At 65.3% G+C, this 13,333-nt stretch carries 12 protein-coding genes and 1 pseudogene; 7 read left to right on the top strand and 6 right to left on the bottom strand.

Annotated elements, in window-relative coordinates; genetic code table 11:
- Nucleotides 1–53: 53 nt before the first annotated feature.
- Nucleotides 54–632: pseudogene (locus tag ACP97_RS16375) on the bottom strand (malate synthase); the annotation flags it as partial.
- A 227-nt stretch (nt 633–859) separates the two neighbouring features.
- Here ACP97_RS16375 and ACP97_RS16370 point away from each other — a divergent pair.
- Nucleotides 860–1,276: a DUF3830 family protein gene (locus ACP97_RS16370; RefSeq protein WP_049998910.1), complete on the top strand. Its 417-nt coding sequence runs from the start codon at nt 860–862 to the stop codon at nt 1,274–1,276.
- Between the two features lie 136 nt (nt 1,277–1,412).
- Here ACP97_RS16370 and ACP97_RS16365 read toward each other — a convergent pair whose 3' ends face one another.
- Nucleotides 1,413–2,789, bottom strand: a complete 1,377-nt coding sequence (locus ACP97_RS16365; RefSeq protein WP_049998909.1) for a dihydroorotase — start codon at nt 2,787–2,789, stop codon at nt 1,413–1,415.
- 188 nt (nt 2,790–2,977) lie between these two features.
- On the opposite strand from ACP97_RS16365, the gene ACP97_RS21095 reads away from it, so the two are divergent.
- The 3 genes from ACP97_RS21095 (at nt 2,978) to ACP97_RS16355 (ending at nt 5,740) form a co-directional block, all read left to right on the top strand.
- Nucleotides 2,978–3,418: a cytosine permease gene (locus tag ACP97_RS21095; protein ID WP_272913462.1), complete on the top strand. Its 441-nt coding sequence runs from the start codon at nt 2,978–2,980 to the stop codon at nt 3,416–3,418.
- On the top strand, nt 3,415–4,341 hold the full coding sequence (locus tag ACP97_RS16360; RefSeq protein ID WP_272913461.1) for a cytosine permease: 927 nt from the start codon (nt 3,415–3,417) through the stop codon (nt 4,339–4,341). Before ACP97_RS21095 ends, ACP97_RS16360 begins: the two co-directional genes overlap by 4 nt.
- Before the next feature lie 115 nt (nt 4,342–4,456).
- On the top strand, nt 4,457–5,740 hold the full coding sequence (locus ACP97_RS16355; protein WP_049998908.1) for a M20 family metallo-hydrolase: 1,284 nt from the start codon (nt 4,457–4,459) through the stop codon (nt 5,738–5,740).
- Between the two features lie 38 nt (nt 5,741–5,778).
- On the opposite strand, the gene ACP97_RS16350 is transcribed toward ACP97_RS16355, so the two are convergent.
- Complete coding sequence (locus ACP97_RS16350) at nt 5,779–6,225, bottom strand: peroxiredoxin (protein WP_049998918.1); 447 nt, start codon at nt 6,223–6,225, stop codon at nt 5,779–5,781.
- Nucleotides 6,226–6,354: 129 nt separating this feature from the next.
- On the opposite strand from ACP97_RS16350, the gene ACP97_RS16345 reads away from it, so the two are divergent.
- Nucleotides 6,355–7,248, top strand: a complete 894-nt coding sequence (locus ACP97_RS16345) for an NAD(P)-dependent oxidoreductase (RefSeq protein ID WP_049998907.1) — start codon at nt 6,355–6,357, stop codon at nt 7,246–7,248.
- Nucleotides 7,249–7,343: 95 nt separating this feature from the next.
- On the opposite strand, the gene pyk is transcribed toward ACP97_RS16345, so the two are convergent.
- Together pyk and ACP97_RS20090 are read right to left on the bottom strand one after the other, a co-directional pair.
- Nucleotides 7,344–9,098 carry a pyruvate kinase gene (gene pyk / locus ACP97_RS16340; RefSeq protein ID WP_049998906.1) on the bottom strand — a complete coding sequence of 585 codons (1,755 nt, stop codon included), beginning with the start codon at nt 9,096–9,098 and terminating at the stop codon, nt 7,344–7,346.
- Complete coding sequence (locus tag ACP97_RS20090) at nt 9,095–9,271, bottom strand: hypothetical protein (protein ID WP_154020060.1); 177 nt, start codon at nt 9,269–9,271, stop codon at nt 9,095–9,097. The genes pyk and ACP97_RS20090 overlap by 4 nt, the downstream gene beginning before the upstream one ends.
- Nucleotides 9,272–9,308: 37 nt before the next feature.
- On the opposite strand from ACP97_RS20090, the gene ACP97_RS16335 reads away from it, so the two are divergent.
- Complete coding sequence (locus ACP97_RS16335; RefSeq protein WP_049998905.1) at nt 9,309–10,373, top strand: isocitrate/isopropylmalate dehydrogenase family protein; 1,065 nt, start codon at nt 9,309–9,311, stop codon at nt 10,371–10,373.
- A gap of 138 nt (nt 10,374–10,511) precedes the next feature.
- Here the strand turns inward: ACP97_RS16335 and ddh are convergent, their stop codons facing one another.
- Nucleotides 10,512–11,450: a D-2-hydroxyacid dehydrogenase gene (gene ddh, locus ACP97_RS16330; protein WP_049998917.1), complete on the bottom strand. Its 939-nt coding sequence runs from the start codon at nt 11,448–11,450 to the stop codon at nt 10,512–10,514.
- Nucleotides 11,451–11,593: 143 nt separating this feature from the next.
- On the opposite strand from ddh, the gene ACP97_RS16325 reads away from it, so the two are divergent.
- Nucleotides 11,594–13,192 (top strand): thiamine pyrophosphate-requiring protein, encoded by a 1,599-nt coding sequence (locus tag ACP97_RS16325; protein ID WP_049998904.1) that lies wholly within the window; start codon nt 11,594–11,596, stop codon nt 13,190–13,192.
- The last annotated feature ends 141 nt before the right edge of the window (nt 13,193–13,333 follow it).

Here is a 13,333-nt window from a genome sequence, read left to right as displayed (position 1 = left end):
TGAATGTTCCTGGTGCGGGTGACTGTGGTCACGTACTTGGTCTGGTTCACTTAGCCATCCTCGCGCCGGGACTGCCGCTCCAAATTATTGGTCGGCTTGCCCATCTCCTCTCGGAGGTCGCCCATCGCTAACTCCGCGGCACCGCTTTCGATGATCACCGACATGGCTATCGAACCCTCTTCTAACCCGTGCTCGGTCTCGACGATGGTGATGAACTCGTCGGCTTTCTTCCAGTCGTCGACCCCGCCAACCTCCGGGATGACGAACCCGCCCAAGTGCTCGATAGCGCCCTTCTCGGGGTCGGCTATCCTCAGCATCCGCTCGAAGCCCTGATGGCGGGTACTGGGACTGTCGCGGTGCCAGACCACCCGCGGGTGGATCTCGCCGGGGAACTCCGCACCGTTTTCGGAGACCACCTCGACGATGTTCCGTGCACCCTCGTCGCGCATCGACGGCGCGGTCGCGTCCTCGTTGTCCGGCACCCAGACGTCGGGGGCCTGCATGCCCCGCAGGCCGCTCGCGCTGCGGATCATCTTCGCCGAATCCTCTTCGCCCTCCACCGCCGTGGGGGAGGTGAAGAAGGTGCGGACGAACTTTCTGTCGTGGAGTCGCTCGTCGTGTCTCTGTGTCATGTGATTAGTTGCACCGCCCGTCGTCGGTTCGCTGGCCGTTCGTCGGAAGACGTTCTCTGACAGTCATCCTGCAATTATCATGTGGTTCGGGTACCTACTTCAAGGTTCGGTATCACCGCGGGACCGACCGGCAGGTCGATGGGCATCCTCGAATATCGTTTCGACCGAGGGGTTCGTGGGAGGGGGGTTCCACAACGTTTATCAGGTGGGCGGTTGCGTCGGAGGACATGGGAGAACTGGAATTCGACATCGACGGCGACGTCTACACGGCCGAACTGCTCGAAGAGGAGGCTCCGGAGTCGGTCGAAGCCATGCGCGACTTCCTGCCGCTCGAATCACATCTGATGCACGTCCGCTGGAGCGGTCACGCGACGTGGGTCAACATCGACGAGATCGAACTTCCCGAGATCCCCCGCGAGAACCACACGGTGTATCCGTCCTACGGCGACATTCTGCTCTATCCGGGCTACCGCAACGAAAAGGAGATCCTCGTCCCCTGTGGCTCGACGTGCTTCAAGAGTCCTGCCGGGGAGTTGGCGGGCAACCACGTCGCAACCCTCAATGCCGCACGGGACGAACTCCGGGAGATGGAACAGGAAACGCTCAGAACCGGACAGAAAGACATCACCATCCGCGAAGTCTAACCGGGCGGCGAGGGTCCGACCAGATTTTTCGACCGCAACGCCGAGCCGTCGGTCCCTCTGTCCGCCATCCGGTAGCCGACGCTCGCGTTCGTGATCTCGAAATCGAACCGACGACTCGCTAAGAATACTATTCGGCTCAGACGCTCCAGTCGGGCCGCTCGCGCGGGACGAACTCGCCGCGACCGGTCTGGACGATCTTGCCGTCGTCGGCGACGACCTCGCCGCGGACGAGTGTCGTCTCGACGCGACCGGTCACGTCACGACCCTCGTAGATCGAGTAGTCGGCGACCGAAGCGTTGTCTTCGGCCGTGATGGTGTAGGACTCGTTCGGGTCGAACAGGACGATGTCGGCGTCAGTACCTGGATCGAGCGTTCCCTTCTCGGCGAACCCGAACGTTCGTGCGGGGTTCGCACACATCGTTCGGACGAGGAACGGATACGAGAAGCCGCGCCGGTTCACCGCTTCGTCGTGGAACACCGCGAGGCTCGCCTGGAGCCCGTTAGCCCCGTACGGGTCTTCCCACCACTCGGTGGTCTCCTTGCGCTCGCGCGTCTGGGCGACGTGATCGGTCGAGACGACGCTCAGCGCACCCTCGCGGAGGTGTTCGAACAGCCCGTCGTTGTCGTCTGTGGTCCGCAACGGCGGCGTGAGCTTCGGCAAATTCCTTAGCTCGTCGTAGCGCTCCTTCGTCAGCGTGGTATGGTGGACGCAGGCCTCGCCCCGAATGTTGCTCCCGTCGCGCCGATAGCGCGCGAGCGCGTCCGCCGCCTTCCTGGAAGCAGTATGGAACCCGTAGTATTTGACACCGATCTCGCTGGCGAGGCGCGCGAGGTCGTCGGCGGCCATCGCTTCGGCGTAGTCCGGTCGCGCCTCGGCGAGCCAGCGGGGGTCGTCGCGCCCTGCCTCCCGAAATTCCTCGGTCAAAGACTCACAGACGCTGTGATCCTCGGTGTGGGCGACCGCGACGGCGTCGAGATCGGCCAACTTCTCGAACACCCGGCGGATGTAACCGTTCGAGAGACCGAACTCGTAGGTGCTGTACATTTTGAACGAGGTGATGCCGTCCTCGACGAGTCTCGCTAACTCCTCGAAGGCGTCCTCACCTTCGCGCAAGAACCCGCCGTGAAGGCTGAAGTCGACCACGGGATTCTCGGCCTTCGCGCGCTTTCGCTCGACGCCCTCGCGGATGGTACTCTCCTCGTCCCACGCGCTGTCCTCGCTGACGTACGCCTGCCAGCCGAAGTCGATTACTGAGGTGACGCCGCCGAGCGCGGCGGCGCTGGTCGCCGACTCGTAACTATCGAGCGAGACGTGGTCGTCGACGTGGACGTGCGGGTCGACGACGCCCGGCATCACGAGGCGGTCCGACGCGTCGATCGTGGAGGAGGCCCCCGGTAGCGTCTCCTCGTCACCGACGGCCACGATGGTCCCCTCGTCGATGGCGACGGCTCCCTCGAAAGTGCGCTCGCTCGTCACGACGGTCCCGTTCGCGATCACTGTGTCAACGGTCATCGACCGCCGATTCTATCCAGTGACGTATAGTCGTTTGGCTGTCCGGTCCCGTGAACGAATCGAATCGAGTTGTTCGAACGAAATCGCGATTCGAGACGGTTCGTGGACCTCACGTTCGAAGAAGCCAACGAAAGTTATATAATTCCCCTCCACGACGTACGGGATAGTATGCCATACGAGGGCACACCATGACCGAATCGAGTTCGGAAGGACTGGACCCGATCCCGGACGACCAGCGTTCGATGAGTCTTTCACATTACATTCCTGTGTGGTGGGCGTCGTTCATCATCGTACAGGGGTTCGCGACGGCGTTTTTCGCCGTCTATCCGCAGGGACCGCTGAACGTGGTGCAGGCCACGGTCGCCATGATCATCGGCGCGGTGACGTCGGCGGTCTTTTTCGTCCTCAACGGCCGCTGGGGCTACGAGAAGGGCATCCCCTTCGTCGCCCAATCGCGGGCCGCCTTCGGCACCCGTGGGGCGATCATCCCGAACCTCGTGCGCCTGCTGCCGGCGATCATCTGGCTCGGCATCGGCAACTGGATCGGCGCGCTGGCCATCCAGAGCATCACCCAGACGCTGTGGGGTGTCGGCAACGTCCAGCTATCTTCGTGCTGTTCTTGCTGTTGAACGTCGCCCTCGCGTGGGGTGGCATCAGTTCGATAAAGTGGTTCGACTCGATCGCCGCCGGCGTCATCATCGTCCTGCTCGCGTACACGGTGTTCACGGTCGTCTCGAAACAGGGCATCTCTTCCGGGTCGCTCAGCTACGGCGGCACGTGGGGGCTGCCCTTCCTCACCATCGTCGCGGCCCACGTCGGCACGGCGATGACGGGCGCGCTCAACGCGGCCGACCTCAGTCGTCACCTCCAAAAGCGTCGCGGTTCGGGGAACCACGTCCTCGGCCATCTGCTCGGGGTCGCCCCGGCGATGTTGTACATGGCGCTTGTCGGCATCATCTTCGGCACGTCGATCACGACGAACACCCAGAACCCGGTGTTCGCCATCATGGACGTGGCACCGAATCCGACGGTCGGCGTCGCGGTGATGGTGTTCGTCCTCGCGGCCCAGACCTCCTCGAACCTGACCTTGAACCTCATTCCGACCGTCCACGTCCTCCAGGACGCCATCGACACCAGTTGGGAGCGCGGACTCGTCATCGCGAGCGTGCTCTCGGTCGTCACCTTCCCGTGGGTGCTGTTCTCCGCGGAGGGCGGTATCTACTTCCTCATGATCAACGCCTACGCCGTCCCGCTGGGGCCGGTCCTCGGCGTCCTGCTGGCCGATTACTGGATATTTCGGTCCGGAGATACCTCCATCCCCTCGCTGTACGACAAGAGCCGCGACTCGAAGTTCTGGTTCATCAGGGGTTTCTCGGTCACGGCGATCGCGAGCGTGCTCGTCGGGTCGCTCGCCAGCCTCGCGATGCTCGATCTCTCGTGGATGATCGGCCTGCCCGTCGGTTTCGTCGCCTACGTCGCGCTCCGGAAGGTCGATCTCGACGAGCGCACCACGGAGTACCTCTCGGAGTCGCCGTCACCGGCTGCGGATTGAGAACCAACCACAACTAATAAGCCATTTTTCCGCTGTCGGTTCTCGCCCGACAGGGTGGTTCGCGCCTTCGTTCCGGTATATTCAAACCGGGTCGCGTTCTACCGACGTGCGAACGATGAACACAATCGAAGAGCCGGCTCGCTGCGTCGACGCCGACCGGCTTCGCGACGACATCGAGACGAACGCCGAGTACGGCGCGATAGCGGTCGCGGAAGGGCGCGGACGGACGGTGCTCCCCGGCACGGAGGCAAACCGACGGGTGCGCGAGTATTTCGTCGAGCGATTGGAGGACGCCGGTCTTGACGTCCGAGTCGATGCGGTCGGGAACGTCGTCGGCCGGTGGGTGCCCGACGGGGCCGACCCGGACGCAGCCGCGGTCGCCGCCGGCAGCCACCTCGATTCGGTGCCCGAGGGCGGCATCTTCGACGGGGTACTGGGGGTCTACGGCGCACTCGAAGCCGTCCGTGCGCTCCAGGAGGCCGACGCCGATCTCGGGCGGCCGGTCGAGGTCGTCTGCTTCACCGAGGAGGAGGGCACGCGCTTTTCGAACGGCGTGCTCGGCTCGGCGGTGGCGAGCGGCCAGCAGTCGGTCGAGGAGGCGCTCGCGCTCGAAGACGATGATGGTATCTCCCTCGACGACGCCCTGACCGATATCGGCGCGAGGGGCACCGGCCGACTCGACGCGAGCGCGTGGGACTCGTGGCTCGAAGTCCACGTCGAGCAGAGCAGCCGACTCGAAGACGCGAACGTCCCCGTGGGCATCGTCACGTCGATCACCGGCACGATCCGCTGTGAAGTCGAGGTTCAGGGCGAGGCGAACCACGCGGGCTGTGCGGCGATGCACGACCGGACGGACGCCCTCGCGGCGGCGAGCGAACTGGTTCTCGACGTCGAGGGTGCGACCGAGGACGTGGTCGCCGAGAAGGGCGAGACCGTCGTCGGCACGGTGGGAAAACTCGATGTCAGCCCGAACGCGGTCAACGTGGTGCCCGGACACGCCGAACTGGGCATCGATATCCGCGACGTCGAATACGACTCGATGGAGGCCGTCGTCGGCGCGGTCGAGTCGAGCCTCGCGCGCCTCGAAGCCGAGCGCGGCGTCGACACCACCTTCGAGCGGCCCTACGACATCGAACCGATAGCGATGCACGACCGCTGTACGACCGCGCTGAGCGAGGCGGCCGCCGAGAGCGGCGTTTCGACGATGGAACTCCACTCGGGGGCCGGCCACGACACGATGCACGTGGCGAAAGTCACCGACTCGGGGATGATCTTCGCGCCGTCGCGCGACGGCATCTCCCACAACCCGCTCGAATGGACCGGCTGGGAGAGCTGTGCGTCCGCGACGCGAGTCCTGACCGGCGCGATCGCCGAGCTTGCGGGTACGATGTCGTCCTGAACTCTTACCCCCACTCCAACGAACGGCGGCCGCGTGCTCTACGCTGCCTCGCGGTCGGCGATATCGTCGAGCACCCGCTCGGCGTGCCCGTCGGGCGAGACGTCCTCGTAGACGGCTTCGACGTCGCCGTCCGGCCCGATGACGACGGTGTTCCGGAGCGCGGTCCCGTCGCCGGCGGCGTCGTACTGTTCGGCGACCGTGCCGTCCTCGTCGCTCAATAGCGGGAACGGAATCGACTCGTCGTCCCTGAAATCGGCGAGGTCCGCGACCGGATCCATCGAGACGCCGAGTATCTGCACGTCACGTCGCTCGAAATCCTCGAACGCATCGCCGAAATCGTTCGCCTCGACGGTACAACCTTCGGTCCCCGCCTTCGGATAGAAGTAGAGGACGACGCGCTGGCCCTCGAACTCCGCAAGCGAGACCGACTCGCCGTCGTGGTTTTGCAGATTGAACGCCGGCGCTGACTGGCCTATCTGTGGCATACGCGGAGCCACCGGCGAGACGGACATAACGCTTGCGACCCAGCCCACCGTTCGGCGGTCGTCGTCGAGCATGGTCGGCGAACGACGAACCGATGGCTTTTACTGGCCGAGTGCGAGTTGTGTGATGGAATGACAGAGACAATCGGTTTCGTCGGACTCGGTATTATGGGCCTCCCGATGTCGAAGAACCTCATCGACGCGGGCTACGACGTCGTGGGACACAACCGCTCGCAAGAATCGGTCGACGAACTCGTCGAGTACGGTGGCGAGCGGGCCGACTCCCCCGAGGAAGTCGCCGAGCGAACTGACGTCGTCATCACCTGCCTGCCGGACTCGCCGGTCGTCGAGTCGATCGTCCGCGACGACGACGGCATTCTCGCGGGCCTGAGCGACGGCATGACGGTCATCGACATGTCGACGATCTCGCCGACCGCCACCGAGGAACTCGCTACGGAGATCGAGGAAGCGGGTGCGGACATGCTCGACGCACCGATCAGCGGTGGCGAGGAGGGAGCCATCGACGGCACGCTCTCGATCATGGTCGGCGGCGACGAGGGCGTCTTCGACGCCAACGAGGAACTGCTCGAAGCGATGGGCGAGACGATCACCCACTGCGGCCCGAGCGGGGCCGGCCAGACGACGAAAGCCTGCAATCAGATCGTCGTGGCCGCCCAGATGGTCGGCGTGAGCGAGGCGCTCGTCTTCGCTCAGAAGGCCGGCGCGGACCTCGATGCGGTCATCGAGGCCATCTCCGGCGGTGCGGCGGGCTGCTGGACGCTCGACAACCGCGCGCCGTCGATGATCGAGGGAGACTTCGACCCGGGCTTTTTCGCCTCCTACCAGTACAAGGACCTCCGCATCGCGACCGACGCCGGCGAGGCCTTCGGCGCGCCGATGCCACAGACCGGCATCGCCCACGAACTCTACAAGGCGATGGAGACGACCGGCCGTGGCGACGACGACAACTCCGGTGTGATGCAGGTCATCGAGGATCTGGCGGGCGAGGAAGCGCGCGTCGACTGAAATAGCAGTCAATCGAACGCCCCACGAATTTCTTCCGTAGTTCCGCAAGCGGTACGACGACCGGCGAGCGCAGTCGATTTCGAACCCGAGAGCACCTATCGTGTATCGGTGATATCGCCCTCGTAGACGACGCCGCGCTCGGCGTCGAGGGTCACCGTCGCCTCGCTCGGGAGATCGCCGAGACCCACGCCGCCGACCATCGGAATCCCGAGTTCGCGGGCGACGATGGCGGAATAGCCCGTGACGCCCTTGTGCCCGCTGACGATGCCGGCGAGAGCCGAGGGGTCGCCGGTGAACTCGTCGTCGAAATCGGTCGGCAGCGTCAGCACGCTGCCGTCGGGGACCGACGTGAGATCACCGTGCTCAGCGTGGAAGAGCGGGCCGGTGGCGACGCCCGCGACGATCGAGCGCCCGGCGGCGACGATGTCGGCGGCCACGTGTATCTTGAGCATGTTCGTCGTGTTCGCCGCTTCGAGATCGGTCATCAGGCCGGCGAGGACGACCACGCTGTCGCCGCTGTCGACGATGCCGGCGTCGACGGCCGTCTGGACGGCGTTCTGTATCACGACGTCGGTGCTCTTCTCGCGCTCGGTGAGTGGCGCGAACTGGGGAACGACCCCCGCAGACAGCGCGAGCCGCCGGCAGACCGCTCTCGACGGCGTCACGGCGACCACCGGCACGTCGGGACGGTATTTGGCCGCTTTGAGCGCCGTGTAGCCCGATTCGGTGGCCGCGACGATCGCCGCCGCGTCGATGTCGCGGGCGAGATAGCGCGCCGAGCGAGCCAGTACGTCCGTCCGGGCGCGCCCGGGTTTCGGCACGTCCTGTTCGTTGCGGTCGGCGTACTCGTCGCTGGCTTCGACCGCGCCGACGATGGTTGCCATCGCATCGACCACTCGCACGGGATGGTCGCCGACGGCCGTTTCACCGGAGAGCATCACCGCGTCGGTGCCGTCGAACACCGCGTTCGCCACGTCCGAAGCCTCCGCGCGGGTCGGCCGGCGCGCGTGCGTCATCGAATCGAGCATCTCGGTGGCCGTGATGACCGGCACGCCGGCCGCATGACACCGCTGGATGATGCGCTTTTGGACGAGCGGCACCGTCTCCATCGGGCACTCCACCCCGAGGTCGCCGCGCGCGACCATCACGCCGTAGGCCGCTTCGACGATGCCGTCCAGTCGTTCGACAGCGCCCGCGCGCTCGATCTTGGCGACGACGGGCACGTCCGCGCCGTGTTTTTCGAGCGCCTCGTTGACCGCGTAGACGTCCGCGGCGCTCCCGACGAAACTCGCCGCGACGAAATCGACGTCGTGGTCGGCCGCCAGCGCTAGCTCCTGTCGGTCCTGCTCGGTGACCGGCTCCAGTCCGAGATCGACGCCGGGCACGTTGACGCCCTTCCGACCGCCGAGCCGACCGCCGCTTTCGACCTCCGTGACGACGGTTTCGCCCTCGACACGGCTGACGACCGTCTCGATGCGGCCGTCGTCGAGCAACACGCGGTCGCCGGGACCGGCGGCCGCGATACTCGTCGAGAGACCGACCGCCTCGGGGGTTGCGGTCTCGCCCTCCGAAAATCGGATCTCGGTGCCGGCCCGGAGTTCGATGGGGTCGTCGAGCGGCGCGGTGCGGATCTCCGGGCCGGGCAGGTCGAGCATGACCGCGACCGACCGGCCGACGGCTGCCCCCGCCGCGCGCACCGTCTCGACGAGCGCGGCGCGGTCCTCGGTGGTGCCGTGGCTGGCGTTGAGCCGTGCGACCGACATCCCGCTCTCGATGAGCCGTTCGACGGTCCGCTGCTCGACGGTCGCCGGCCCCAGCGTGCAGACGATTTTCGTGTTTCTCGTTGTCATACTCTGGTGAACGCTATCGGTGTGGGAATAAAAGGAGTTCGCCAATCGTCGCCGAGTGCGTTCGTGAGCGTTCCGTAGCCACCGCCGTGTTCTCGTTTGGCGACGAATCGGTGAGCGGCGAGTCGAGGGTGCCGTCCGCTGTCACCGGCATCGACGCCGTGGATCGACGACATCGGCAGTTATTTACAACCGAACCCGATACGGGCGTGCATGGAGACGTACGACGTGGCCGTCATCCCGGGCGACGGTATCGGTACCGAAGTCACGAGCGCCGCGATGGACGTGTTCGATGCGGTCGCGGAAAAACACGGCTTCGCGCTCGAACGGACGACCTACGACTGGGGTACCGAGCGCTATCTGGAGGAGGGTGCGATGATGCCCGACGACGGACTCGACCGGGTCGAGTCGGCCGACTCCATCTTCCTCGGGGCCGTCGGCCATCCGGAAGTTCCCGACCACGTGACGCTCAACGGGCTTCTCCTCCCGATCCGGAAGGGCTTCGACCAGTACATCTGCAAGCGCCCGAACAAGTTGTTCGAGGGCATCGAAAGCCCGCTTCGGGGCTACGAGGGCGGCGACATCGACCTCGTCGTCTACCGCGAGAACACCGAGGGCGAGTACGCGAACGTCGGCGGCCGGGAACACCACGGTTTCGACAACGAGGTCGCCGTCCAGTCGAGCCTGTTCACCCGGCAGGGCACCGAACGCATCGTCCGTAGCGCCTTCGAGGCGGCCGAAGAGCGCGAGGGCCACCTCACCTCCATCACCAAATCGAACGCACAGGCCCACTCGATGGTCTTCTGGGACGACGTCGTGGAGGAGGTCTCGGGAGAGTTTCCGGAGGTCGAGGTCGACAGCCTGCTCGTCGACCGGTCCTCGATGGACATGATTCGCCGGCCCGAGGAGTTCGATGTCGTCGTCGCCTCGAACCTCTTCGGCGACATCACGACCGACATCGCCGCCATCATCACCGGCAGCCTCGGTCTCGCGCCCTCGGGCAACATCAACGAGGAGAACGATTATCCGGACATGTTCGAACCGGTCCACGGCAGCGCCCCCGACATCGCCGGGGAGGGCGTCGCCAACCCGCTCGCGTCGGTTCTCACCGGCGCAATGCTGTTCGAGTACCTCGGCGACGGCGAGGACGCCGCCGCAGCGGACCTCCGCAATGCCGTCGCGGCACAGCTCGCCGACGAGTCCGCACCGCGCACGCCCGACCTCGGCGGTGACGCGAAGACCGTCGACGTCGTCTCCGACCTCGGCGACCGGCTGTAGAGCGCCAAAATTCCATTTTTCGACGGTCGGTTTTCGACGAGCCACGGCCGACTACCGACGTTTGCGGATTCTCACGCGGTGGACGGGTGTGACGTTTTTCGAAAAAGTGCGATAGCGCGTTCCGATGAGGGCGTCGGTTCAGGCGACGCGGTTCTTCAGGGATTGGCCGTCCTGGTATCGGCGGACGTTCTCGGCGACCAGGTCGGCGATGTCGAGGTGGTAGCGGTTCGTCGCCGACCCGCGGTGTGGCGAGACGATGACCTCCTCGAAGTCCCACAGCGGCGATTCCTCGGGGAGGGGCTCGGTCTCGAAGACGTCGAGACCCGCGCCGGCGACGATCCCCGAATCGAGCGCGTCGACCAGTGCTTCCTGATCGACGATCGGCCCCCGGGCGACGTTGACGAGATAGGCGTCGTCACGCATCGTTTCTAGTTCGTCGGTGCTGATCATCCCCTCCGTCGACGGCGTATGCGGGACGGCGACCGCGACGAAGCGGGCGTCCGCGATGGCTTCGTGGAGGTCGTCGGGGTGGTACACTTCGGAGACGCCCGACACCGATTTCTCGGAGCGACGGACGCCGACGACGTCCATCCCGAGCGCGTCCGCACGCTCGCTGATGCCCTGCCCGAGCGTTCCGAGACCGATGACACAGAGGCGCTCGCTCTCGACGGTGAACGGTCGTTCGTACTCAGGTTCGTACCAATCGCTGTGGTTCTGGTGGTCGCGGTAGATGTGGAGCATGCGGGCCAGCGAGAGCATGTAGCCAACGGCGATCTCGCCGACGGTCGTCCCATGAATTCCCGTGCTGTTGGTCAAGGGCGTGCCGGTCGCCTCGTACTCGTCGGTGTCGAAGGCGTCGTAGCCCGCGCGGATGACGTGTACCCAGCCGGCGTCGCGGAACTCGGGACGAGGTTCGAACGACGCGACCGCGTCGCTTTCGTCGTACCTCTCGCCGTCGGCGACCAGCTCGACCGGGATCGAGAGGTCGTCGAACGCCGCGACGAAGCCGTCTTCGGGGATCTTGTTGCCAACCGATTCGTGAATGCAGAGCCGTCGCAGGTCGGTGTCGTCGGTCATGGCCGAACAGTCGTGCGAACGCGAGCGCGTCATTTGACTCTGTTGGTACGAGTGGTCATTCCGGTGACGACTCGGATAGGCGATAAGCTTATCAACACCCCGGTTTGTTGCGTAGACGTCCAGCAAGCGGACCGAGGACTAGCATGAACGTTAATGAATCAATCGCGGAAGTGCTGAAAGCGGAAGGCGTAGAGTATCTTTTCGGATTTCCGAGCAATCCCCTGTTCGACACCGGTTCGGCGGAGGACGCGGGCGTCCGCACCATCATCACACGGCAGGAGCGCACCGCGCTGCACATGGCCGACGGTATCGGGCGCGTCTCCTCGGGCGAGGACGTCGCGGCCTTCGCCTGCCAGCACGGTCCCGGCACGGAGAATTCCGTCGGGGGCGTCGCACAGGCGTACACGGAGTCGGCACCGCTAGTCGCCATTCCGGCGGGCTACGATCTGGCCGACACCGACGTCGACCCCCGATTCAACTCCTTTCTCACCTATCAACCGGTGAGCAAGACCTGCGAACAGCTCACCGACCCCGACGCCGTCGACGACACGATGCGGCGCGCGTTCAACGCGGCCCGGAACGGTCGTCAACGGCCGTCGGTCGTCGAGGTCCCGAAGGACGTCTTCGGCGAGGAGGTCTCGGAGTTCGACTACACGCCGACGAGCACGAACCGGTCGGGACCCGACCCTGACGGCGTCGCGGAGGTCGCCGACGTGCTGCTCGAAGCGGAAAATCCGATCATCTACGCGGGGCAGGGCGTCCACTACGCGAAGGCGTGGGAGCCGCTCAAAAAAATCGCGGAGACACTCGAAGTGCCGGTGGCGACGAGTCTCAACGGCAAGAGCGCCTTCCCGGAGGATCACCCGCTCTCGATCGGTGCCGGCAGCAAGAGCGAGCCGGGTCAGCTCCATCACTTTCTCCAGGAGTGTGACGTCGTCTTCGGCGTCGGCTGCAGTTTCACCGACACCGCCTACGGCATCACCGTCCCCGAGGACAAAACGGTCATCCACTCGACGCTCGACGCGGGCGACATCGATAAAGACGTGTCCTCGGAGTACTCGCTCGTCGGCGACGCGAAACTGACACTCGAAGCGCTCACCGATGCCGTCGAGAGCCGCGTCGACGGGTCGCGCGGTCGCCGCGACGACGTCGTCCGGGAGATCGAATCGGTCCGCGAGGAGTGGCTCGAAGAGTGGCGGCCGAAACTCACCTCCGACGAGACGCCGATCAACCCCTACAGGGTGGTCCACGAGTTCGATCAGGCCCTCGACAAGGAGAGTAGTATTGTGACCCACGACGCCGGCAACGCACGCGACTTCATGGCCCCGTTCTTCGAGGTCACGGAGCCGCTCTCGTACGTCGGCTGGGGGAAGACGACACAGCTCGGCTACGGGCTGGGTCTCATGATGGGCGCGAAGCTCATCCGCCCGGACAAAACCTGTGTCCACATCATGGGCGACGGCGCTATCGGCATGACCGGCATGGACTTCGAGACCGCCGCCCGCGAGGGCATCCCGGTCATGGAGGTCGTGCTCAACAACTTCGAGATGGCCTCCTACGACACCGAGTTCTCGGGTCACTACGCCGACTTCGCCGAGTCGCTCGGCGGCTACGGCGAGCGCATCGAAGAGCCCGACGAGATCAGCGACGCGATCGAACGCGGCGTTCAGAAGACCGAGGAGGGAACGCCCGTTCTCCTCGAATTCCTCACCGCCAAAGAGACCGACAAGTCGATCTTCTGAGCGGGTCGAACCACCGTTTTTCCGGTTCGGTCGGCCGAGCGCTCGCACATCGGACGACGAGCACCGACCGAACTGCCACTCGTCGACGGAGCGAATCGGTGGTCGCCCACCCACTATTTTTATAGGCGGGGGTGGAACGGT

The sequence above is a fragment of the Halococcus sediminicola genome, from assembly GCF_000755245.1.
GTDB lineage: Archaea > Halobacteriota > Halobacteria > Halobacteriales > Halococcaceae > Halococcus > Halococcus sediminicola.
The sequence above is the reverse complement of the archived record's forward strand: the minus strand, read 5'-3'. Positions and strand labels throughout refer to the sequence as shown.